This window comes from Vibrio sp. FF266, from assembly GCF_041439695.1.
Classification (GTDB): Bacteria; Pseudomonadota; Gammaproteobacteria; order Enterobacterales; family Vibrionaceae; genus Vibrio; species Vibrio tasmaniensis_A.
Genome location: NZ_JBGOOO010000006.1, coordinates 78,004 through 101,918, shown reverse-complemented (window position 1 = coordinate 101,918; position 23,915 = coordinate 78,004). Strand labels below are relative to the sequence as shown.

The window sequence follows — 23,915 nt, the reverse complement described above, 5'->3', positions numbered from 1 at the left end:
ATTAGAATAACAATTAAAACAATAGAGTTTTAAGATGTTACTTCTGGTGTTACTTAAAAAGAATCTAACCTGAATTCTCCTCCTGAACACTAAGTTACGACGTAACCTTAGTTTCGTTATTGCCTTCAAATAAAGTATTAGAGCTCACTTCAAACTCTTCTCTATTTTTAGATCTATCCATGTGGATATATAAAGAATGTTCTACAGCATCTACATCGTTTAAAGGGTTTTGCAAAACACTTAAGCTATATTCACCAGGAGAAGACTCAGATAGGCGGTACAAATAATACTTGTTAGCATAGTTACTAGCAGCATCCTTTTCATTTCCTCTGAGCTCTATGGATGTTCCCCGGCTTCGCCTACCCTTCACCTCAATAAACCGTTCTACCAAACGTAGATCACGACAATCATTGTTCTTGAAGCCGTCGCGGTCTTCTTCTGAATTAAAGCTTAAAACATCACAACCAAGCCCTGCATTTCCCATGTACTGCCCAACAAGTAGAGGAAAACGTGGAGGTTCGAAATTCTCTTCTATCTCCATAATTTTTTGCTCTGCTATATCACCATTTACGGGGATATATGAAGTTGAACCTTGACCTACCATAGAGCTTCTAGTTTTTTTAACTCGTAATTTTTGCCTAACTGGTGGCGACACAGCTTCAGCGTCAACTGATGTTATCTGTATTGGAGCGCTATCGTTACCAGAGTTACCTACTTCATCCATGGTAGTCGGAGCATCTATATGCTCCTTTGGTACATTTAATTCCGTACCTTTACCTTCCGTAACGTTGGTATGTTTCGGTTCTTCCAGTACTGGAATATCTGGCAACACAGCATCACTACTAATATCCCAATTGTCTGTGCTAGCGTATAGGCTAGTTAGCTCAACATCTGTTACTTCCTCTCCTAAGATTCGACTCAAAAGAGCATGACGCTCATCCTTATGACACCTAAATAACCTTGCGAAATCACTACCATTGGCAATACGAAATAACGAAGCCAGAGCCTCACCTATAACGTCGGCTAGCATATCCGAATCATGCTTAACTAAGGCGTCTGAGCCTCGAACATATAAAGTTTCACTATCAATCAACCAGCCCCACTCCGGAAGCTCATGAGAGCAATCAACATCTTGAAATTGCATTTGGACATGTAAGCTAGAACAGACCTTTAACTTCAACTTATTTAATTGCCCTATATACTGAGTTTGCCCTGACTGGGACTTACGCATAAACACGAAAAACGGCTTAACTTGCTGGAAATATATGTTCAGATCAGAATTTGTCGGTGCAGCTGCAAAGTGATCAACTGTCTGTTTGATAGCACTGCGATCTATCGTTCGAATACCAAAAGCATTCTTGACTTTATCCGCACCTACTCGATTTGGTAGTTCAACTATAGCTAGGCGATCTAACAACTCAGGCGGTAACCCATCTGAATCAGTATGATAAAGCTCATCAATGGCGAAATACTTGAAACTTTCCGCTTTCTTCCCCCACATTTGGCCAGATTGAATGAATCTGTTTTTCATTCCTGCCTCTTGGCTACTGGATGAGTCAATAGCGTTCAACATCCAGCGATGTAAGGTTTTAACGGCGGTAGGGGCTGGCTGCAATTCTGGTAGCTCGAGCAGTTTGCTATAAATATCATCCAATGAAAGCTCAGCAACATTCGTTGCGACTCCCGACTTACGCCAAGACTCCACTACATCTCTCAAATCCATACCATACTCTTTCGCCTCCATGTCACTCACTCTTGCAGGCTGCGGGAAGATAGCTTGACTCGAGATGTCAGTAATAACACAGTCTTTTGGTCTCAAGTCCGTGTTATTAGAACCTCTGATCCATCTAGTATTTTCTAGTTTCCATTGGATATAGCTACGGACATCACCCCTATATGGACGACAATTTCGATCCCACTGTTTCTTGGCTTCGATAGCAGCATAACGCTTCTCTCTCTTGAGCCAATGCACGACTCGTTCATCATGAGTTAGCCAAGCGAGAATCGCGGTATATTTTTGGGGTATCAAGATGTCGTCCATTCCATCTAATGTTACATAGCTAACAAGATAAAGATTAGCCGACATCAACTCTTCAGAAGAATGAAAAAAATAATCATGACCAAATCTCACGGGGAATCGAAGCTGGGTGATAACCCTATCTAGATAATGTTCATTTCTATCGGTAGCTCTTATTTCACGAGGCCACTTAGCAACACCTATCCATTCTAGAAACTCAACCCAATCATCATCACCCTTTAGTTCTATACATAGCCCGCTTGGTGGTACGATCAACTTGTCAGAACTAGCGGTATATAACTGTTGAGTTATTTTCCCACTCAAGCCATACCCATCTCCCATATAGAGATATTCAGATTTAACTAATGAACCTGATTGGCTTGGGAGTTCAATGCTAGTTTTTTCTGGAAAACTAGGCCTTTGTTTTGTCAGCCCTTCATAGTGGTAAAAGTCATAAACAACTTTCAATAACTGACTTTCTACAATCCCAGCTCGTTGTGGATCCGCTTCTTTATGTTTATTCGCTTGAGTTCTTAAGTCCTGAATAAGTCGAGCAAAGGAGTATTCTTTAAGCCCAAAATCTTTCAGCTTGTTCTGCAAAACACGAACATCTGAAGCGTCTAATTTTTCGCTTAATTTATCCTGCATTTCAGTATCTAAAAACCATAGCTTCACCCAAGCAGGTAAGCCCCTTGGAGCCCCTCCGGTTGGAGATATATATACCATTTCCGTATCTGGGACGCTTTCACCAAGAGTGTCTAAAAAAAGAGAGGAGGTATAAGCGGTATGATTAACATTATTAGATTTTAGACCTACTATTAACGCGACCCTTGCTTCCTGGCTTAAACCTCTATGTGCACAGATTCGCTGTCTAACTACATCACCTGGTAATTCAAGAACTCCGAGAGCTCTAAGCCATTGGAGTCGTACTTCTCCTACCGGAACTATATCTTTAAAGCTATAATTTGGTAACCACTGCCTAGATGCACCTTCAAGAGTAAAGGCCTTATTTGGTTTTACTGCACTGCCACCAAGAGTTGGTATTATAGATTTAGATTGACAAGATTCTAATATCCTTGCTTCTAAATCAAACTTGTTTAGCGTCTCTGAATACTGTTCCAATGGCATAACAACCCGAAAACCAGCGTTACTTCCGGTAAGATTATCTGTTGCACACTCCTCGGCAACTTCAGCTAAGAAAGCTGCTAGTTTTGTAAAAACAAACTGATTGCTTTTACAGTTAATGAGGTGGTTGCGGCTTTGATCTAACTCTAATGTTGCATGACAAACAATCGGAAGAGGTAAAGTAATTTCTGTAGGAAAGTAACTAAACAACGGTGACGTCTTAAGTTCTGAACTATCTACAACTTGGGGAACTGCCGCAACCAATTCATACTTGTATTCACCGCTCAAGCTATTATCAAGCTGCTCAGAATCAACCAAACCACTTGAACGAAATAGCCTCCATATCCCTATAGGATCATCATTGGCTAGAACCATAGCCGCTGAGTCATTACCACTCTTTGACCAAGTAAATTCCTCTTCACCCGGTAAAAGAAACTTAATTTCATCTAAATGTTCAACAAACAGCAACATCTCCGGGCGAAGTGATTTCAACTGTTCCAGAGCTGTGCTGAAAGACTCACTACTTTCGAAAGGAATACCAACTACTGTTTCAAATCCGAGATCACGCCAATAGCTACACTTATTTTTTATACGAAGAGTTTCAGTACAAAAAAACTTGTCCAAGTCATTCCATTCCGAATAAGCAGGAAAAGGTAACGTAGGTAAAATTGTTGATGAAGTTATAGCTTGTTCTCTTTCGACAAGCTCTATTAGCTCGTGAGAGCTTGCTTTCAAGTCTTCTAGCTTCTGTTTGCTGTTTTTATCCGTGTATGCGAGAACCAAAGCACCACTCAATATAATTGGTCTATTTGTCCAATTTAAAATGGAACGAAAACCAAGGCCTTTGCAGCCAATAAACCGTCCTTCTCGCAATCTCTTCGGACTTAAATGAGCATTTTGAAGAGATTTAACACCTCCAACTGAAAAAGCAATACCATTGTTAGCAATCAAAATTCCTTCTTTCAAAAGCTCTATTACAACTTTACCTTTAATGCCAGCTTCTCTTGCTTGATCAGCAGCATTTTGTAATAACTCTAAGATCTCTCGCCCTTCGTAATCATTACTTGTTGCGATTTCACTTCGGTAGTCACGAATAAGGTTTGATGGTTTGGCTACATAAGAATTCTTAGTTTTAGTCTCTTCAGAGACCAAAATCTCGAACCACTGTTTGCTTGTTGAGGGTACAAATGTGTCATCCATGATTGCTACCAAGATAAAAAATTACAAATCAGCCTGTTTTTAAGATGAGTGATATCAAACCGAGTTTTAGAAACCTACTCTTGCTCAACCACAGATTTGATACTGTCCAACCAACTAACTCCCCCAAGTAACCTATCAGAGGGTGATACCGGTATAACATGAACCTTATTTCGATTAAGGGCACTAATTCGCAATTTCTGGACCAAGACTCGCTTCTGCACTTCCGCATTACCATCTGTATCTAAACAGACCCAGTATAAGGACTTGTCGTTATCTTCAATGAGCTGACGGAACAAACCATTGATATGACTATCATCAATATTAAAGCCGTATCCGATAACTACTATCGCATCACAATTCGAGTAACTATCAAACAAGCTGACATAACGTCTTGACATATCAACAGATGTTAGGGGTTTCAATCCACTTTGAGTGAGTATAAATGGTACATGGAGTTGGTCTTGTGGCACATCATTTTCATCTTGACAAAACACAACCGAGTTTTTGTATGGATTGTAGAAATCACAGACACCACCATTTAACTGATGGACGTTTGGAATTTGATAATCAAGTTGTGCAGCAACTGTCTCGATAAGATTGTTATAGTTAGCTGTTCCTATTGCTGAGATTTGAATTCCAAGCTCTTCACAGCGTTTAAGGTCATGGTAATACCCGCTATCTGGTAAACTGCCTACTCGGTCTAACTGTTCTTTAATGTACTTTCTTGTCGCCCACAAAAAAATAACCATTTTGGAGAACTTAGCCCACTCTGTTTTTGGGGAGTATAAATAACGAAAATGACTATCAATAAGCGATTGATAATCTAGTACTGTGGTGAATATATTTTCTAAAAGTTGTTGGGCTAGAGCGGACAGTAAGTCAGATATAGAGCCATTAGCGATATCGTACTCTCGCTTCGATTCCATCAATAATTCTAAAGCACTTAACCCCGCTTGACTGAACTCCACTTTGAACATTCCAGAAACATCATCAAATATTGGAATATCATCAGGAGCAGCTTCAAACAGTTCTTGATTAAGGCGTTGCACTAACTCTTGGCCATGAGCTCCGACCAATAGTTGCAAAAAAGCTCCTGCATACCTCTGAAGGTCTGCGGTGTTTTCTTTAACACGCAATACACTCAACATCGCAGAGTACATCTCGCAGCCAAACAATCGCACTTGGTCAGAAAGCAGACTATTCATCTGTACCGCTGTCGAAAACAGCTGATCTCCAAATGCATGGTCCATCTCACTATTGAACTTATCAACAACAACTTGTTTATCGATACCCAGATCTTGCAATGCTTTATCGGCTTCCACATCAAAGTCATTCAACCTGCGAATAATTTCTGACTTTCTATATTCAATTGACGATTCAATTAAACTTGTAAACTCATTTTTCCCAAATGCATGAATCCTTTGCGTTGAGTATTTTTCTGGTAGCCAACCTGTAACATACGTATCGTACTGATTCAGGTTTTTTAATTGATCACGCAACGCCTGCTTATGCTCACTCACATCTTGGCGAAACAAATCAATCGCGAATTTCCCACCGATAGGGAGCCCATAACCTACTTCTGCACCAGCCCCAAAGAAAAATCCTAATTTCATACTACAATCACCATAACCTTGAATGAGCATACAGTGTCATAAAACCACTTTCAGCACAGCGTATCCCTTCACATTTTCAATATAGTTAGACGGAATATTAATTTTTATCAGATGTTTACCTTTACTGGGTAACCTAACGCTCTAAGAGCTTTGTTTGTGCGGCCATTCCTTGGAGGAGTATCTTCAGGTCTAGCCCAACCTACAACCTCAGCAATCGAGCTGATACCATAGTGGGCGAATCGATAGTCTTCATGCTTACTTGCCTGATAAATTCGCTCCCACATATTTTCAGGTTTACCTCCGTACAGCACAAAATCTAATAGCTCTATTACCGTTTGTCCTTTACCATTTCGTTGGTTGTATAACCAATCAGTAAACAGCGGAAGCCTTTCCTCTCTCGTCAGTGACTTCTGATTCGGCCTTCCCAAAGACTCTGTGCTCATTTTGATTAAGTGGTCCATCGTCGCATGAGTTGCTCTCAAAATACCTTGTAGATCATCTCGTACAACCGACCCTATTTGGCTTTTAGACAAACTATTGCGAATTCGCGGTGCATTGACTTCGATGTTGTAGTCTTCATCTGATGGTGGCTCTGATAAGTCCTTCCACCATTGAAGCATAACCATTAGAGTTGCTTGTGGATTCTTGCTGTGTATTTGATAGTCGTCTTCGTATGGGTACGTATTATTGTCACGTCGAACTTTATTGTAATAATAAGCATGTAGAAATTGATCAACCTGCCAGTACACAGGGGTATCAGCTGCTATCCAGCTAGGTCTGAAGTCATTAATCTGAGAAGCTATATTATTGATTGTTGAAAGAGTGCTCTCCCACTCTTTTCTAAAGTTGTCTTTTCTCTTGTCTTTCGCTTTACGGTCATCAATGAAACTAACACCACCCCATACCGGTACTTTGCGCTTTTTCGCCCTTTCCCTATCTTCCTTCACTCTCTGTTTGTTTAGCTCGAGAAGAGCTTTTTGCTCTTTTATAATGGCTTCGCTCAAGTCAAAACAAACATCTAACGCTTCTAAATTATCAAAGAACTCTGTCAGTTGTTCGGCCATACCCGAATCAACAAGATCACTCTCGCTAAAAAAGATACCAGCTTCGATATTCGAATTCCATGCTCTATCAGTGAGATTAGCCGAACCGATATAAGCCCCGTACCCTTTCCACCAAATCACTTTGCTGTGCAGAGAGTCTGGGACCAATTTACAGAAAATGTTGTTTTTTGTATTAGCTAAAAGTTTAGATAAAAAGGCTGGAGATACAGGAACGGTATGATCATACCTCATCCAAATATCAAGCCGGAAACGGTTGTCGATACAGTTTTGAAGAAGTTCCGTTCTATCATCACCGTAAGCAATTGCCGCTAAAACACCGTCAACTTCTGTTCCTGCTGAAGGAAGCATTGTTCTAAAAAAATTCTTATTTAAGCCATTCGCAACTAACTTCATACTTTCCAACCAAATATATAAAACATAAAAAAGGGGCTCTAGGCCCCTTTCATAATTACTCTTCGTCTTCTTCTACAAGCGCTTCTTCTACGCTTTTGAACTCTTCTAGTGCTGCTGTGAGTAACTCTACAATCTCACTTGCGATTACTGCTGGTGGTTGAAGGTTTTCAGTATCTTCCAATGAATCGTCTTTTAACCAAGAGATATCTAGATTCGTTTTATCTCTAGCAATGATTTCATCATATCCGTACTCACGCCAACGACCATCAGGCCCAGGACCACTATCCTCTTCTCTAACTTCCGCCCAGTTAGCAACACGCTTTTTAAGATCGTCAGCCTTAAAGAGCTCTACAAATTCTTCAAAATCATTGCGAGCGAGCTTATTAGTCTTTAAGGTTTTATGTACGTTAGTCCGATAGTCATAAACCCACACGCTCTTCGTCCACGCTTCTTTTGAAGCTGGCTTGGCATCAAAGAACAGAACGTTTGCCTTAACACCCTGTGCGTAAAAGATACCCGTAGGTAAACGTAAGATAGTATGCAAGTTAAAACGTGTAAGCAGCTCCTTACGAATTGTTTCACCCGCTCCTCCTTCGAACAACACGTTATCAGGTAGTACAACTGCAGCTTTGCCAGAAACCTTACCGTCGACTCTTAACATATTGCCAATATGCTGGATAAAGTTGAGTTGTTTGTTCGATGTATCAGCCCAAAAGTCTGTGCGTTCATAAGTCAGCTTTTCTTTCTCAAGCTTACCTGTTGTTTCGCTGACAATAGTCACTGAGCTTTTTTTACCAAATGGTGGGTTGGCTAACACCATATCCACTTTGTTCTCACCGACCTCTTTCGCTAATGCATCGGCTGTAGAGATCGGACATTCTGTTGTGCCTATACCGTGAAGGTACAGATTCATCGAGCATAAACGGGCAACTGAATCTGAGATGTCGTTCCCTTTAAATGCATCATTCTTCAAGAATCGAGCTTCTTTCTTAGATAGTGGACGCTCTTTGTTATTGGCAATGTAGTCGTGCGCTACCGTTAAGAAACCACCCGTACCGCATGCGGGATCGGCAATCACCTGCATTGGTTGCGGCTGCATGACATCAACAATTGCTTCGATGATCGGGCGAGGAGTAAAATATTGGCCAGCTCCCTTTTTCTCGCTCTCGGCGCCCTTTTGTAAAAGGCCTTCATAAATCGCGCCTTTTACATCCACGGTAAGCGAAGACCATGATTCTTTGTTAATCAAGTCTATTAGTCGTTCAAGCTTCGCCGGGTCTTGGATTTTGTTCTGAGCCTTACGGAAAATCATACCCAGTGTGCCTTTTTGGCTACCAAGGCTTTCTAGTGTATGACGATATTCCATCTCAAGATCTGAGCCATCAAGTTCAATAAGTTTGGCCCAACGTTCTGCTGCGAGGCTTTCAAGTTCTTGACCACCAACAACACGCTCTGCACTCATTTTAAGGAAGATTAGATAGGTTAACTGTTCGACGTAATCACCGTAGCCTATACCTTCATCACGCAATACATGGGCATAGTTCCAAACGCGGTTTACTATTTCTGTAGTACTTATATTAGTATTCAATTCTTCTATCTCAACTCTTCAATTATGTCTTCAACCCAAGCATTATTAGGTGAAAAAGACTTTAAAAATGCATAAGCGGCAACATTAAAATCATATTTCTGACTATCATTTCGTATTCTGCTCAACAGTTCTGTTTGCTTCTTAGTAATACGCTCATGATTTACTGCGAACCCATATTTTAAATCTTCATTTATATCGGCAACTAAACCCGCAATATCATCATAAATAGTCTCACGTTTCCTTCGAATGTCTTCGTGGTTTAAGTCATACAACCTAATTGACGTTTCAACTTTTTTAGAGTCGTCAGTTCCTGCCTGAACTCTTGCTGAGTTTGCAATAACCTCTCCCTTCACATTAAAGGTTATAAGTTTATTGTCACCGAACTTACAAGGGTCCAGTAATAAAGGAACTTCGTTTATTGGTGTCCCTGGCTTCATTTGACGGTCAGCCTCATCAAGCAAAGGAAAATGGTCTTGCTTTCCACTTTTATCTAATTCTGATTGATGAGCGGAATTACAAAATGTACAGGCGTAGCGATAGTTCTCCCAATTAAAAGCTAGCCACCAATATCCCGAATGTGCAGGACTCTCATTTACAGCCCCCTTAGGACGAAAATGATCGATTGGTTTATAAGACCTAATATCATTTGATTGGCAATACCAACACTTCCCAGAAGAGGCTTTAGCTAATTGCTTATCTAGCATTCTCCAAATACGAGATCGTGCTTTTATTCCATTTGCACGGGCATCCATAGCTGCTAAGTTAGCCTCGGCTATTGAACCACCTCCGGCTCGAACTTTATTTCTAGCTTTTCTCATATTACCAGCAATAGTTTTCCTAGCTTTTTTAACACTCTGAAACCATTTAGCTGGAATATCCGGTTTTATTTCTTGAAGAATAATGTATCTCATATCATGAGTTACCTTTTTCTTCATTCATTTTGGCAATAATACTTTTCGTAAGTCTAGACATTTCCTCTCTATCTTTGTCAGTTAAGAAAAGTTTACTACTGCCTAGATCTTTATTTCTTTTTCCCCATTCTTTCATAAAAGTTGAGAAATATGGATTTGAATATGCTCTTAAAAAACCAGCTTTATCTAAAGATTCATTTAACTCATCCAACCTGTTTTTGTCTTCACCATCAATAGCATCCAAAGCAATTAATTGAGCGTGTTCATCTAAATCTTTTAATGTTTCACTATCTAAATCAGATCTTAAACCAAACATATCACTCATCAATATGCCTGTAACCCCGAGTCCTTTGGGGTTATGTTTCGGGGGTTCTGCATATACGTTGAGGGTGTTTTCATCCCTCTTAACTATCTGGATTTGTTTCTTATCTAGACTAGATAAAACGAGCGGATCATGAGTAGCTAAAACTATGTGACTATTCTCGCTTCCTTTTTGCTCACTTTCCGCTGTATGTTTTTGCTTCCAATCTAGACCAGCTACGTCTTGTAAAAAATCTAGGTACTCCATGCTCCAGGCTGGATTTAAGTGCGTATCTGGTTCATCCAACAAGAACAATGATTCATCATCACGTGTGAAACGCAATAAACCAAGGACGGTAATCAACTGCTGTTCACCTTCACTTAGCTCTCGAAATGTCAGTGATTCATCTGTGCCATTCTTATTTTTTACTTTGACACGAATGCGTACTTCGTGGATTAAGTTCGAAAAATAGATACTTTCAAGTAGCTTAAAGAAGTCTTTATCCGATGTGTCTGCACCGACTTCTTTTAATGCTTCTATATCCTTTAAAAATAAGAATAATGCATCAACTTTCTTACCATTTTTCTTCATGGGGTCAGGAAGTGTGAATTTTTTGTACATTGGTGCTAATGATGCATCATAGAGCCTATTTAGGAATGGTCTTACCACACCTGTAGCATTCCAAAAACGAGAATCTCCTTTACTACTCCCTTTCCAATCCGGTTTATTTAAAACGAATAGAACTGACTCAATACCTTCGATAAAGAGTTTATCTTTTAAAAATTTTTTGATTTTTTCATCAGCAGCTAAAAAGAATGCCAATAAAACAAAATTACTATGTACTTTTTGGGCATAAAAAAGAGGCCTTAAAGGCAATGTTTTTTCATCTAGTTTAGGCTTTTGTTTTTCTGGGTGGAGTAATTGCTCACGAAACTTTCTTTGATGCTCATAAAAATGCATAGCTAAACGATCACTTGGGCCCGAATAGTATCCAAACACATTAGATGGTAGAAAGTGCCTTGGCTTATCATCAAAAAATTCTTTATTACTAATTGAAGTCAAATTAATAACTTCATCTGTTTCAGTAATAGGGCGATATGCAATATCATATTGGTCTTTTTTAACGTTAGTTTTATTTGCTTCGACAACAATAAGATTTCCACGACAAATGTATTCGAGCTTATACGAAAATGAAGGAGCTTTATGTAAATCTAAATCACGAAATATTATCACTAAAGCTTCAATGACATTTGACTTACCAGCGCCGTTCCAACCGATAACGACTGTGACTAATTCATCTTGATCGAAATTTATCTCTATATCTTTGAGATTCTTAAATTCGCTGATCCAGAGCTTATCTAGTTTCATTTTCTTTTACTTCCTTGTACTCGAATTTGTCACCTTGTTTTTTGTCATCCAACAGGATTTGGGTTACTTCAACACATTCAGCTTCAGCAACCGTTTTTAACTCTAGGTAGAATTCTTCAATACCTTCTGGAGAAACGTCTTTTTGAAATCCTGCAAGTTCAAATAACTCATCAACTTTTAGTGCTTTCTTTGATTCTTTTAGAACATCAATTATTGGGCGTCTTTCCATTTTTTTAGCTCTCACTGTAGGTTTCTTTTTAGCAAGCTTATCTTTTTGTTCTAGTAGTTCTTTCTCTGCTCGGATTCTCTCTAGCAGCTGTTCTGCGGTTTCATCTGTTTCAACATTTTCGACTAATTCACCCGAAAAAGCTTTTGAAAGAGTTGAAGACTTATTTTTTGACGCTTGTATAAAGAGCTTTTCGTATTCTTCAAACTGCCTATTGATAATGATGTTTTTTTCATCAATATCCTGAGCATTAGCTTGTTGCTCTTTCAAACCACAGATAGGAATAATGAGTGACTGAAGTTCACCAGTATTAATGTTGTTCACACCACTGCTAGATTTGGCTAATTTTTCGATTTGCTTTCTCAAAAAGCCCGATGCCAAAATACTTTTTAGATAATGGGCATCAATGTAATCTAACATTGGTCGTAATCGAATTAAGTAACCTGCGAATAGTAAATTCGTCTCTTTATCCGATATAACTGCGCACTTACCAACTAACGATACACTTCCGTTAGATCGTATAGTTAAAATATCACCTTCATTGAGTTTATACGTAGCAATCTCATTATCTGTGAATTCAGCATATTTCATGTCATCTGCATTGATTTCACCAGCAGCAATATTGGGAATTCTTAGAACGCCCTTACCTGTTGACTCATAAGTACACTTTTTAGATGTTCCGTACTTAGGATCATCAATAATTTGGCCTAACTTAACATAACACCACCCTGCAGGAAGCTGAGGGAAACCAGAAAGTTCACTTTCAGTTAACGAATCAACGACTTTATACTTTTCTTTCCACTTATCGTTCTTCGGTGTTTTTCCATTCCCTTCAAAGGCTTTAAGCTGCTCAACTTCCCAGCTAGCTCGACGTTCACCAAGAATGCGATCTAGTAACGCATCCGCAGGCTCTAACTTGTCTGCGTTTTGCGCACGCCATTGCTCTGTTAGTTTTCCTGTAACTGCATCTTTTAGAACGGATTGACGGTATTGCTGTAGTTTCGACTTAGCGAGCTTAAGGCCTTCAACACCGGCATCGATGTGAGAAAATAGTTCTTCAATTTTTTCTACAATTTTTTTTTGCATCGAAATGGAGGTTAAAGGTACTGGTAACTTTTTTGACTCGGCAAGAGCAAGAGTTAATCGGCCAGAGCCTGTGGCTCTTTTATGAGATAAATAGTTTATTTCAGGCGAGTTCATCCAATACTCTAAGTACTTAGAATTTATAAACTTATCTATAGGTTTAGCTAAACCTAAGCCAACAAATAAAGAGACCTCTTCCTCAAAATCAATTCGCTTGGCATAACCTAGAGTACCAATTCGGGGAAAAAGAATATCTCCAACCTCTGGATTACATCTTTTTGTTAACTGTTCATGCTCTTCTTCTGAAATATACTTTTCGTAACTATCCCAATTAACCTTCTGAAATGGTTTAATATTCTTAATTGATATAAACCTAATCCCGCTACTTTTATAGTTAGGCGTTTTATGGGTCCCATCTGTTATTTTGGAACACACATCATCGAGAGTGACCTCAATCCAGCCTTCTGGTAATTTCATATGCTTGTAATCTCTACGCTATCAAATAGCCATTCAATTCATTCACTACATTATCTAACTTGTCGCCAAATAACTGCTTGGCTTTGAACACACCACCTTGTTGGTTGAAAGGAGCGTACTCAAAGTCTTCTATCATCATTTCTGCATTTTGTGCGATTTGTTGCTTGATCATTTCCAGCCACTCAAGCTGAGCCTCATTAAATTCGACGCCCGTTTGCTGTTGTTGGCTTAACCATGTATCAAAACGACGTTCTACCACCTCTGGGAATGGTTCGAGTACATCTTTTAAGCCCGTAGCATAGCTAACTAGACTTACGATATTAGTTAGCAAGGTCGCAGGTGGAACACCCTTTACTTTTGAAGCTTCGAGCTGCTCATACGCCTTCCACACTTCAATAGGGGCGAGATTATAAGGCGGTGCTTGAATGTTTTCAGCAAGTTCTTCAATCTGATCGTAACTCAAATGTCGTTGTTGATACGGTTTGCTGTAAATTAACTCAATTGCAGTAAGTTCATCTTTGTTATCGTCCATGAACTGTTTAAAACTGTTGATGATATGTTCTGCTTTTTCAGCGTCAAAGCCTGCATCTATAAACTCATCTGCACTTTCATCAATGATTTGATCGGTATTGCGCCTTACCTTTTCCACTAACTCTCGTACATCGGGATTATGAAACGGTTTAACAGCTGCATCCGCAAGAGGCTTATACACTTGATCTCGTTGTTCAACTGTTGGCGCATCGGTACCAAACTCCGCTATGGCTTCTTGTTCTAAATTGTCTTCATTCGTTGCATGAATAAGCTCACCAGCGACAAGTGCCAAAGGCTTACCCATCAGTTTGGTCATTTCAGAGCGCTGCTTATCATCCAACTTAAGATCTAATCTAATTAATCGATTCCCCAAGCTTCGCAGAGTATCGGCATCACGATCACCCCTTGCGATTTGTTCCATTAGCTTTTCCGTTGATACAGACGGCTTCTTTTCCATTGCTTGGCTTTCGGTTTTATCCGACTCGGTCACTCCGACCGCATCAACTAATACAAACTTGGTTTTCGCTTTTGCATCTGGCGTCACTAAGTGCAGAGAACTGACATCTATAACTCTTGTACCACGGCCTTTCATCTGCTCGTAATAGGCTTGGCTACGGACATCACGCATGAAGATAACGCACTCTAACGGCTTAATATCCGTACCCGTTGCGATCATATCTACGGTCACGGCAACGCGTAACCTAGGGCTTGTACGAAATTCAGCGATAGTATCTTCAGCTTTTTTCTTACCAACACGATAAGTCACTTTCTTACAGAAATGATTATCTTCGTTGAATACCTCTCGAACCTTATCCACGATACGGTCTGCGTGATCGTCATCTTTAGCAAAAATTAGAGTTTTCGGTACCCACGAACGCTCACTAAAACAGTCCGGTAAGCATTTATCCTTAAACGCGGTAAGAACGGTGGTTATTTGGTTTGGAGCTATGACACTTCGATCTAGTTGCGTTTTGTTATAGCTCTGGTCCTGATCTAGGATTTCTTGACGTTTTTTCTTAGTTAACCGGTCACGGATCTGTATTGCAGTTCCTGCCTCTATCAAATCGCCCTCTTCAGATTTTTTGGTTTTGATTCGGTAGATATCGTACCCAACATTTACCTTATCAATCACCGCATCTTCATGAGTATATTCAGACACTAAGTTTTGATTGAAGAAACCGATCGTTTTCTTAGTTGGTGTTGCAGTTAAACCAATTAAAAAGGCATCGAAATACTCAATTACTTGTCGCCATAGGTTGTATATTGAACGGTGACATTCATCGATAATGATTAGGTCAAACGTTTCAATTGGTATCTCTGGGTTGTAGCTTATTGTTCGAGGCTGTTTTGAATCACTATCAACTTCCACTTCATAACCTGAACGCTCATCTGCATCATCATCTAGTTCTGAACCAGACAGCTGGGAATAAAGACGCTGAATGGTCGATATAGTGACTTTGGTCGTATCAGCGACACCAGTTGTGCCTAGAAGGTTTACGTTGTAATGAGATGTGAACTTTCGACCGTCAAGTGGCGTGTCATATTGCTCAAATTCTTTTTTGGCCTGGCGACCTAAGTTACCTCGGTCCACCAAGAACAACACTCGCTTAGCTTTTGCGTATTTAGCTAAGCGGAATATTTGCGTCACTGCTGTAAACGTCTTTCCAGAACCTGTCGCCATCTGTAACAAAGCTCTAGGCTTGTTTTTTTTAAGTGACTCTTCAATACCTTTCACTGCATCAATTTGGCATTCTCTCAGGCCTTCAGTATCAAGCTCTGGTAAATCCAGCATACGTGCGCGAAGTGTTTTCTCTTCCTCTAGCCACTTTTTCAATGTTTCTGGTTTATGAAAATGAAATACGTTTCGACTGCGCGCTTTCGGATCACGGTAATCGCAAAAGCGAATTTCTTCACTTGTTGCTTCGTACGTAAACGGTAAATCATCCATCCAGCGCTGTGTGAATGCAGACTTAGACAGACTGTAACGCTCGCTTTGTCCCGCAACCCCACCAAGAGAGACTCCATCCTTTTTAGCTTCTAGAACACCACATGCTTTGCCATCAACAAAAAACATGTAGTCTACGGGGCCAGTGGAAGTGTCCATCTCTCTGATGGCAATCCCATGAACGCCTTGTTTACCTTCGTAAAGATTAAGACGTTTTTTATCTTGGATGCTCCAACCTGCATCAATTAGCTTTTGGTCTATGACTAACCTTGCTTGATCTTCTGGCGTTAATTTTTTATCCATAGATATTACCCTTCAAAAAACTCTTCATCGATTCGTTTGATATACAATACCTGCTCATCTCGGCTACCAATGTTGTAGCGAAGCATCAATCTTGCTAACTCTTTACCGTTGATTAGCACTATGCGCATACCTAAGTCTTTCGCTGTCTGAGTTGCTGATGAGGTAAACTCTGATGTAGTGATGAAGATACCTTTCTGTGCTTTCTTCAGATTAAGCGCACCAAAAAAGTCTCGGATTTCACCAGCACCAACGTTATTGCCATCCGCATAACGTTTCGCTTGAATGTAAACCTGATCAACACCAAGTGGGTCTTGATTAATCACACCATCAACTCCGTTATCGCCACTCTTTCCTAGCGTATGAGCCATACCCTCATCGCTTCCGCCATAGCCCATTGCTAATAGCAGCTCGATAAGTAGTTGCTCGAAGAAGGCTGGGGACACTTTACGTGTTCGAGACAAGATGTCTGAGGCTAACGCGTCATTAATCTGTTTGTAAGCAGCTCTTAGCACTTCATCTGGCGTCGCATCATTATCAGACACAGTTGTATCTTCGACGTTGTCTGAATCACCGTTCTTTTGTTTAGTGAACGCATTGAAGTCATCAAAACGTTTAAGGTATTGGTTATTGATCTCTTCGCCACTGTTTAGAGCGTCTTTTCCCAAGTCTGTTATCACGAAATGACCACGCCTTGTTGAATCCAAAAGCCCAGCTTTGGCTAAATAAGTTTTGGCCCATCCAACTCGGTTGGTAAATGCAGCTTGTCGCCCACTAGGAAGAAGCTCTGTTCTCTCGTCTTCAGACAGATTGAATTGCTCAGCTAGCAAGTCTATGACTTTGCTAAGCTTAACTTCTTCATTTTTGGCAGCCTCTAACACTGGCTTCATTAACTCTTGATAACTTGGAAGCACTACAAACCCTAACCATGTTGACTTTTAATTTCGGCAATATACCCGAATATACAATCAGTTACATTGATATACGTTACGTTTATTTAGACTTACCAGCGAGCCCAATTATCAATGCACCTAAAGCGGCTCCTGCAATGAAAGTACCGACATTGCTCCCTTCTTGAGATTTAGCCTTTGTCGTATTACCTCTCGGTTGAGACTGAACGGCTACCTGTTCACTTTTTTGAAGGTTGTTCACCGTATTCACAACAGAGTGGAATAGTTCTTCTGGAGCTATACCAAGAGCTTTGGCACATTCGAACATCTGATCAACGGAAAACGTAGATTTTCCAGACTCCAAACGGCTATAACTCGCTTGTGAAAGCCCCATAATGTCAGCCAAAACGCTCTGCTCAACGCCTAACTCTTTTCGCTTATTCGCAACGACTACGCCCAAAATAGATGAATATGAAACCATTTTATCTTGCATTTTCACCACCAATAACAAAAAAACACTTGATCAATTAAGTGCATAGGTATAAGTTAAATGAATTGATATACGTTTTACGCATTTCAATGTTAATTTTGAATACACATACTTTAAATCAGAAAGGAAAAATTATGAAGAATAATCTTAGTATTGGTGATCTACTTTATCGTTCAAAGCTGCTTGTGGAGCATGCTGGAATTTATCTAGGAAAAGGGCGAGTGCTTCACAACTCTCCAGATGGAAATGTAGAAATTTGTGCCTTAGAAGAGTACGCAAATGGGAAACCAGTGAAAGTAGTCTTAAGCCATTTAAGTGAAGAACAAAAAAATGAACTGTTTTATCAAGCAGAGCTGTTGATCAAGAAAACTAAAAAATATGGGTTGTTAGCAAACAACTGTGAACATCTAGCTTCTACAGTGCTACATGGCAAGCCATCAAGCGAACAGCTACAAGCGGCAGGTCTTGGCGCTGTTGCAGGCTTACTTTTGGCTAGCTGCAATCAATCAAGGAACTCACTGTTGTATATGCTAGCAGGTGGACTTATTGGGTGCATCGCTATCAATGCGGCTCGTCAATATGATCGTGTTTTATAACAAAGAGAAGTGGGACACATAGTGCACCACTTCTTTCTTATTCGGTCCTAATTAGTGTTACACATTAATCTTTTGTGTATAGCCACAATTTTTATCTGCATTTTTTCTATATGTCGAACAACTCCAGAACTGACCGTACTTACCATTTCTTAGCTTCATCTCACTCCCACAACGCTTGCAGAGCGGTCGAATGTCGCCACACTCTTCGTTAATGCATTCCTGAATGCCGGGCTTAATTGTACTGCTCATCGGGCTGCCACAGTGGCTACAAGGGGTTTCTTTGTGTTTACAACGAGGATAGAAAGAACAGGACAAAAACTTACCGTAGCGACTAACGCGCTCTTTCAATATTCCTGTTTTACAGCTGCTACAAGAAATCTGTTCAAACAGTTTCTGTACAAACGATGCATCAAATTCATCGGTATCTACGAAATATTTGTTCTTTATGAGTTCGACAACAAAATCACTGACATCAGTCATATCAGCTAATAGGTACGCTCTATGTTTTGCTCTGGTTAAAGCAACATAAAAAAGACGTCTCTCTTCAGCAAATTCGTAATCATCACCTTTAGGTAATAACGCGTCCACCAGCGGAGGGGTTACTTTTTGAGACGGAAAGCCGTGCTTACCCGTTGTTAATCCCGTAATGATTACATAGTCAGCTTCTTTACCCTTAGAGGCATGGAATGACTGACAGGTAATTTGTAGTGATGGGTATTGTCTATTAATTTCTTGAAGCTGAGTATAATCAGGCATTTGATGCCAAAACCTGGCTAGGAGATACACCTTATTCTGCGCTGGTTTACCTGAGGTATGAACGCAAGCCAAAACAGCATTAAGCGCTTTTTCTAGGGGAGATACACCTTGTTCATTTCTGCCTTGTCTGAGGATCGATACAGCAGGCTTGTTAACCTTAATAAGGGACTGAATGTCTTTTTTAATTTGTACTGGGTTTCTGGTGACAAATTGCGTTGCCACATCTCCAATCGCACTATTAAAACGAAACGTTAAATCCAATTTTGTTTCCGAAGTCGCACCGAAATACTCAACAAAATTCGTAGTCAGCTTTACGTCCGCGCCACTAAAGCGATAGATAGCCTGCCAATCATCCCCAACGCAAAATAGTGACGTACCAGGCAGTGAATCACGCAACGCTTTGACTAGCCTAGCTCTGGGCTCTGAGATGTCTTGAAACTCATCTACTAAAATGTATTTCCAGGATGAAACAAACTGTCCGGTTTGGACATACATCAATGCTTTACTGATCATGTCATTGAAATCTATCCACTGCTTTTTACGAAGAAACAGCTCATACCGATTGTGTAATGGATACAACAGCTCTAATGCTTTCTCTGTTTGCTTAGGATCGATTGAATTTCTAATGACGTTCTCTATCGCAATATCATCAAGGCAAGCCGCTTTGTACATATCCACCAAAGCACTAAATAATTTAGCCAATTCTGTTACTTGGCCTAACTGGCGAAGGTTATTAAGTAAATCCTGCGGAGGGATGGGGTTAAATTCGACTTCACGCTCCAACAATTTATTTTCAAGCACCTGAAGAAGCTTTCCAACTTTATGCTGGTGGTAGAACACCTCAACATAACCAGTCTGGTATTGCTTGTGCGTTTGGCGTTTCCATTCAATCGACTCTTGATAGCGAACTTTATCAATCCACGGGGCTGTATTACCGTGCTCATCAGTACCGTAGTATTCAATGTAGATGTCGTGGTCTGGTAAATAAAAATCTGGGTGATATTGACGATATTGCTCTGTACTTACGTCAAATCGATAGCTCGCCTCATACTCATAATTAATTCCGTTTCTAAATAACCAGTTGGCAATGACAACCTCACCGTAACTCTTTACCTGGTCCCCTTTCAACGAACGGATGTCATTGTCAGTTAAGTACTGTAGATACTCACCTTCACTTTGAAACTCAAAAGGGTTCTTATCAACAAAGTAATACGAGCTGAAGTACTCAAGTAAAGACTCACGGTAGCCATCATCAAGCATGAGTTGCTCTAGGTTATCGTTCATCCATTTTGATTTAGCTTTAATGTCGTCTTCAAATGGGGATAGGTTTGGTTTTGAACCTTCAACTTCAGCGATAATTTTCATACCCAAGCTATGGAAGGTGCTGGCTCTCACGTCATCAAAACCCAGTTTATCTTTGATGCGCTCGTCCATTTCCTTAGCTGCAATACGGCCGTAAGCCAACAGCAAGATATCATTTGCAGTCGCTTGATCACTATTAATCAGATACCCAGTTCTACCAACCATAACACTTGTTTTACCGGTACCTGCTCCAGCTAAAAGTAGATTGTTGTCGTTATCCGTAATACAAGCGATTCGCTGCTTCTCTGTTAACGGATTAGATTCAACGTTGTCGAAAAACACTCCGTATTCTGTTAGCTGCTTTTGGACGTAGGCATAGCGCATATTCTCAATATCTGACGCCTTCCAGGCACAAATCACATCGAGTGTCTGAGCGACCTGTTGGGCTAGTTCGCTTAACCCTAAAGCTGACCGCCACCCCTTCCACCTTTTCGCTTCTTTATTTGCGATTGTTTGAAAGCTTTGAGTTTCAGACGTTCTAATAAAACTTACAGCAGAGGCGTTTTCCACTTGGTCCAAAAATGGAATCAGTTTCTGAGCGCTACTGTTGGCCCAAAAAGGAAAGAAAGTGTGTTTGTGTCGATGTGCAAATAGGTAGCTCAACATCGGAACGGACAAACCGACGTCATTTGTTTCAAACGACAAAACGCCACCTGAAAAGCCTAATTTGGCTACTGGAGGAGCAACTATCGTATCCCACTTGTACAACGTTTTTATATTGTCTTTGAAGATGGTAATACCGTCTTCGTTAACGTTTACCTGTTGTCGCTTGCCAAGAAGGTGTGCCAAAAAGTTGGTTTTGAGGAGAAGTTTCGTCATTAAAAATACAATCGCAAAGTTGGAATGATAACGTTATATGCAACTGTAGTTTACATGACAAAGTATGAACTATAGTGATCTACATCGGTATTGAAGGGAATAGAGCTCTGACTTTTACCCAGAGCCCTCTGAAGGTATTGAGCAAGAATTCAATTAGCGCCCCTTAAATAACTCGCCTCGATGATAACGAAGGTATGGTCTGTGATCCGGCATGATTCTAAATGCCATATCGTCCTTTAAACCGATCATATCCGGAGACTCCAAGTAGCTTGAAATCAGTACCTTTCCGTGATCATCAAAGGAGATAAAACCGAGATCAAACGCTTTATCTAGGTTGGCAAGAAGCAGCAAACCATTAAATCTATCTAATCGCTCTTCATTACTAGAATCTCGCCAGGGTTTAATGTGTGAAGCCAATAACAGCTGTGTATTTCGATACCCTGTAATGGCGCAACCACCCCACATCTGAATCAGTTTTGATCTAAAGTGTCCCTGCCCTACTCTTGTATTAATCAAAATAGTCTTTTCAGTTTCGGACAAAGTTTTGTCAGTCATCACTTGTTTGATGTCTGCGTTAACATCGACTTGAGATAGGTCAGCTAAAAACTTGTGGTAATGAGACAAAGCGGCGCTGTACATCCCCTTCCCCCTAGAGTCACAAATTCGAAACTGTTCCAACTTTCTCGCTTTTTCTTCATAACCAACAAACTCACGATACGAATTGATATCAGTAAGCGGTGCTTCTAACTCACCAACATCCATCAACCAATTAGATATCGAGCCTCTTATGGCTCCAAGGTAGTTCTTCGCGGTTTTTTCAGATTTACCAATATCAATCAACCACTGATGATATAACGTCGCTAGATCAGATAGATTAGAAACTAAAGCATCTTTTAGTTCGTTAGAAACGATATAGCTTTTCATGTAGCTAAACAGCTCATCGTCAATATATGCGTGGGAGACCGCCTTTGCTGAATAACGACTGGTTGACGTACTGTCATAACCGTCATTGAAGCAAAGGTGCCAAAAGCCTTCACTTCTCAAATGAAAGAAAGGGTTTTCTGGGGTATTTTTGTCAGCCTCCTGAGCTAGGTTATCAAAGTGATGTGTAAACCGCTCTTTAAGGGCTTGGTTAAGGCAGATCTTATTGGTCGAAATATGCCCTGCTTGAATTAGATCCATAACAGCCAGCAACATACAGACTTTATGAGGACTTTTTTTGCCACCAGCATTGTTCATTTTCAGGTTTTGAAAACGATCTAAGTAGTACTCTAATGCCATTATCGACCCTTGCTTTTGTTAGACCTTGCATGCTCTAACACTACGGTTTGCCAAGATATCTCTGCTCTCTTCAATGAATCAGTATCTTCGGTAACGTGACAGACTACCAGCCCTACAGCTTCACTTAACCTTTCTAATTGTTCGACTGAAACACTGTAAGCACTACGGCCATCATTAAAGCCGCCATGACGCAATGTGATCACTAGTTTTCCATTCTCGGAGAGCAGCTCAGACAATACAGCGATCGACTCTTTTCGAACCGCCGAATTTAGATGCATCCATACCGCTGAAATTAAAATCAAATCGTAATGACTACACAGCTCTCTAGCTTTGCTTAAAGCAGGCAGAGCATCGTCTAACCACTGAACTTGAGTCGAGGAGTTTAAGCTCCCTAACTGGCGAAGTTCGTTTGCTGGTTCAACGGCGACCACTGAGCAGCCTTGTTCAACAAACCACCTCGTATCTCGGCCTGAGCCAGCACCAATATCAAGTACCCTTATAGCACCACAAGGCCAATACATGCGCCACGCACGGTGGACATTTTCAAATTCCAAAGAATCATATTGGTTTGAAAGCTGAACCGCGTTTTCGTTGTAATAAGAAGTATTTCCCGACATAAACCGACCTATATATCAATCTGACTCGATAATATATAGGTCGTTTGAATATGACGATTAAGTCTTTGATAAGTGTTAATAACTGTGATTAAGATCTCGGAGAATAAAGCCAGTTCAAAGCACCTCCCTAGCCATATCCCCCGCTCTCCCCATCTGTTCATAATCCCCGACCTTATGCGCTCGCCTTACTTCCACAAACTTGCTCGCTCGATGCATATCGACCTGTTGCCATAAATGACGGTTAGCTACTGGCTTCTTATCAGATTTTCGCCACCCCTTTGCTTTCCAGTTATCTAACCATTCATTGAACCCTTTCACACAATATTCACTACTCGAATACAGGCAGTCTCCATCTCTGGCATAAGCTATAGCTTCTATCAATGCGATAAGCTCTAACTCAGCACTATCGGCAATCTCACCGACTAATAGATTATTTTTGTCAACTAACTGCCCATCGTAGTTATAAACACTGATACCAATCCCACCCTGTAGCTTTGATGCGTTTCCTTTTGATGTTGCGATACCGATATAGATTGCACAGTTTTCTTCATTCATGGTCTTGCTCCTTTGTTCGAGTTTTGGCCTACCATTTTGGTAATGCCTTAATTGGTGCAGTGGCGTTAATTCAGTCTTAATGGCTTGGTCTTTCAGCCAAGCGCATTTCCATCCAGTTATTCACCTCTTCTTCTACCCAAGCGACCGCCCTATCTCCCAAGCTTACCGATACAGGAAAATTACCTTCGTCCATTTTTCTGTATATCGCCGAGCGGCTTAATGCAGTTTTCTCAATCACTTCTTTTAGCTTTAAAAATCTCATGGGACGTTCTCCTATGCCTGTGGTCCTCATGGGATAAGGAGATAGTGTTAAAAAAAATGAGGCTGGCTCGGCTTACTCTGATTCAAACCTTTTTGAGGTATATGTCATTAAAGTGAATTACCTAAAGCCTGATTAAAGGAGAACC

Annotated in this window: 16 protein-coding genes; 1 reads left to right on the top strand and 15 read right to left on the bottom strand. The window is 40.4% G+C overall.

Annotated elements, in window-relative coordinates; all coding sequences use genetic code 11:
* Positions 1-94: 94 nt before the first annotated feature.
* From ACED59_RS07145 to ACED59_RS07100, 10 genes are all read right to left on the bottom strand, one after another.
* The gene (locus ACED59_RS07145; protein ID WP_371704822.1) at positions 95-4,342 is read right to left on the bottom strand and encodes a DUF3883 domain-containing protein; all 4,248 of its coding nucleotides are present in this window, start codon (positions 4,340-4,342) and stop codon (positions 95-97) included.
* Positions 4,343-4,416: 74 nt separating this feature from the next.
* Positions 4,417-5,955, bottom strand: a complete 1,539-nt coding sequence (locus ACED59_RS07140) for a hypothetical protein (RefSeq protein ID WP_029224057.1) — start codon at positions 5,953-5,955, stop codon at positions 4,417-4,419.
* 107 nt (positions 5,956-6,062) lie between these two features.
* Positions 6,063-7,412 carry a phospholipase D family protein gene (locus tag ACED59_RS07135; protein WP_017099002.1) on the bottom strand — a complete coding sequence of 450 codons (1,350 nt, stop codon included), beginning with the start codon at positions 7,410-7,412 and terminating at the stop codon, positions 6,063-6,065.
* 55 nt (positions 7,413-7,467) lie between these two features.
* Positions 7,468-9,000: a class I SAM-dependent DNA methyltransferase gene (locus tag ACED59_RS07130; RefSeq protein ID WP_029224056.1), complete on the bottom strand. Its 1,533-nt coding sequence runs from the start codon at positions 8,998-9,000 to the stop codon at positions 7,468-7,470.
* A 5-nt stretch (positions 9,001-9,005) separates the two neighbouring features.
* Complete coding sequence (locus ACED59_RS07125; RefSeq protein ID WP_050546549.1) at positions 9,006-9,911, bottom strand: HNH endonuclease; 906 nt, start codon at positions 9,909-9,911, stop codon at positions 9,006-9,008.
* A 1-nt stretch (position 9,912) separates the two neighbouring features.
* Positions 9,913-11,580: an AAA family ATPase gene (locus tag ACED59_RS07120; RefSeq protein WP_017098999.1), complete on the bottom strand. Its 1,668-nt coding sequence runs from the start codon at positions 11,578-11,580 to the stop codon at positions 9,913-9,915.
* Positions 11,567-13,366 carry a restriction endonuclease subunit S gene (locus ACED59_RS07115; RefSeq protein WP_371704821.1) on the bottom strand — a complete coding sequence of 600 codons (1,800 nt, stop codon included), beginning with the start codon at positions 13,364-13,366 and terminating at the stop codon, positions 11,567-11,569. The genes ACED59_RS07120 and ACED59_RS07115 overlap by 14 nt, the downstream gene beginning before the upstream one ends.
* 13 nt (positions 13,367-13,379) lie before the next feature.
* The gene (locus ACED59_RS07110; protein ID WP_017096926.1) at positions 13,380-16,145 is read right to left on the bottom strand and encodes a DEAD/DEAH box helicase family protein; all 2,766 of its coding nucleotides are present in this window, start codon (positions 16,143-16,145) and stop codon (positions 13,380-13,382) included.
* 5 nt (positions 16,146-16,150) lie between these two features.
* Positions 16,151-17,056 carry a restriction endonuclease gene (locus ACED59_RS07105; protein WP_029223808.1) on the bottom strand — a complete coding sequence of 302 codons (906 nt, stop codon included), beginning with the start codon at positions 17,054-17,056 and terminating at the stop codon, positions 16,151-16,153.
* Positions 17,057-17,135: 79 nt separating this feature from the next.
* Complete coding sequence (locus ACED59_RS07100; protein ID WP_017096928.1) at positions 17,136-17,525, bottom strand: helix-turn-helix domain-containing protein; 390 nt, start codon at positions 17,523-17,525, stop codon at positions 17,136-17,138.
* A gap of 86 nt (positions 17,526-17,611) precedes the next feature.
* Here ACED59_RS07100 and ACED59_RS07095 point away from each other — a divergent pair, with 86 nt between their 5' ends.
* Positions 17,612-18,118 carry a lecithin retinol acyltransferase family protein gene (locus ACED59_RS07095; RefSeq protein ID WP_081326758.1) on the top strand — a complete coding sequence of 169 codons (507 nt, stop codon included), beginning with the start codon at positions 17,612-17,614 and terminating at the stop codon, positions 18,116-18,118.
* Between the two features lie 57 nt (positions 18,119-18,175).
* On the opposite strand, the gene ACED59_RS07090 is transcribed toward ACED59_RS07095, so the two are convergent.
* The 5 genes from ACED59_RS07090 to ACED59_RS07070 all read right to left on the bottom strand — a co-directional run bounded on the left by ACED59_RS07090 (position 18,176) and on the right by ACED59_RS07070 (position 23,770).
* Positions 18,176-21,055: a UvrD-helicase domain-containing protein gene (locus tag ACED59_RS07090; RefSeq protein ID WP_017096930.1), complete on the bottom strand. Its 2,880-nt coding sequence runs from the start codon at positions 21,053-21,055 to the stop codon at positions 18,176-18,178.
* A gap of 153 nt (positions 21,056-21,208) precedes the next feature.
* On the bottom strand, positions 21,209-22,336 hold the full coding sequence (locus ACED59_RS07085; protein WP_017096931.1) for an HNH endonuclease: 1,128 nt from the start codon (positions 22,334-22,336) through the stop codon (positions 21,209-21,211).
* Positions 22,336-22,953 (bottom strand): bifunctional 2-polyprenyl-6-hydroxyphenol methylase/3-demethylubiquinol 3-O-methyltransferase UbiG, encoded by a 618-nt coding sequence (locus tag ACED59_RS07080; protein ID WP_017096932.1) that lies wholly within the window; start codon positions 22,951-22,953, stop codon positions 22,336-22,338. The genes ACED59_RS07085 and ACED59_RS07080 overlap by 1 nt, the downstream gene beginning before the upstream one ends.
* A gap of 114 nt (positions 22,954-23,067) precedes the next feature.
* A complete protein-coding gene (locus tag ACED59_RS07075) occupies positions 23,068-23,508 on the bottom strand; it encodes an RNase H family protein (RefSeq protein WP_004734958.1) in 441 nt (146 codons plus the stop codon).
* Between the two features lie 76 nt (positions 23,509-23,584).
* Positions 23,585-23,770 carry an AlpA family transcriptional regulator gene (locus tag ACED59_RS07070; protein ID WP_017065568.1) on the bottom strand — a complete coding sequence of 62 codons (186 nt, stop codon included), beginning with the start codon at positions 23,768-23,770 and terminating at the stop codon, positions 23,585-23,587.
* Between the last annotated feature and the right edge of the window lie 145 nt (positions 23,771-23,915).

What these genes read in the sequence shown, in the direction of transcription:
- ACED59_RS07070 (WP_017065568.1), bottom strand. Translation starts at nt 23,770, where the DNA reads ATGAGATTTTTAAAGCTAAAAGAAGTGATTGAGAAAACTGCATTAAGC.
- ACED59_RS07125 (WP_050546549.1), bottom strand. Translation starts at nt 9,911, where the DNA reads ATGAGATACATTATTCTTCAAGAAATAAAACCGGATATTCCAGCTAAA.
- ACED59_RS07145 (WP_371704822.1), bottom strand. Translation starts at nt 4,342, where the DNA reads ATGGATGACACATTTGTACCCTCAACAAGCAAACAGTGGTTCGAGATT.
- ACED59_RS07115 (WP_371704821.1), bottom strand. Translation starts at nt 13,366, where the DNA reads ATGAAATTACCAGAAGGCTGGATTGAGGTCACTCTCGATGATGTGTGT.
- ACED59_RS07090 (WP_017096930.1), bottom strand. Translation starts at nt 21,055, where the DNA reads ATGACGAAACTTCTCCTCAAAACCAACTTTTTGGCACACCTTCTTGGC.
- ACED59_RS07110 (WP_017096926.1), bottom strand. Translation starts at nt 16,145, where the DNA reads ATGGATAAAAAATTAACGCCAGAAGATCAAGCAAGGTTAGTCATAGAC.
- ACED59_RS07120 (WP_017098999.1), bottom strand. Translation starts at nt 11,580, where the DNA reads ATGAAACTAGATAAGCTCTGGATCAGCGAATTTAAGAATCTCAAAGAT.
- ACED59_RS07085 (WP_017096931.1), bottom strand. Translation starts at nt 22,336, where the DNA reads ATGGCATTAGAGTACTACTTAGATCGTTTTCAAAACCTGAAAATGAAC.
- ACED59_RS07075 (WP_004734958.1), bottom strand. Translation starts at nt 23,508, where the DNA reads ATGAATGAAGAAAACTGTGCAATCTATATCGGTATCGCAACATCAAAA.
- ACED59_RS07135 (WP_017099002.1), bottom strand. Translation starts at nt 7,412, where the DNA reads ATGAAGTTAGTTGCGAATGGCTTAAATAAGAATTTTTTTAGAACAATG.
- ACED59_RS07140 (WP_029224057.1), bottom strand. Translation starts at nt 5,955, where the DNA reads ATGAAATTAGGATTTTTCTTTGGGGCTGGTGCAGAAGTAGGTTATGGG.
- ACED59_RS07100 (WP_017096928.1), bottom strand. Translation starts at nt 17,525, where the DNA reads ATGCAAGATAAAATGGTTTCATATTCATCTATTTTGGGCGTAGTCGTT.
- ACED59_RS07095 (WP_081326758.1), top strand. Translation starts at nt 17,612, where the DNA reads ATGTTAATTTTGAATACACATACTTTAAATCAGAAAGGAAAAATTATG.
- ACED59_RS07080 (WP_017096932.1), bottom strand. Translation starts at nt 22,953, where the DNA reads ATGTCGGGAAATACTTCTTATTACAACGAAAACGCGGTTCAGCTTTCA.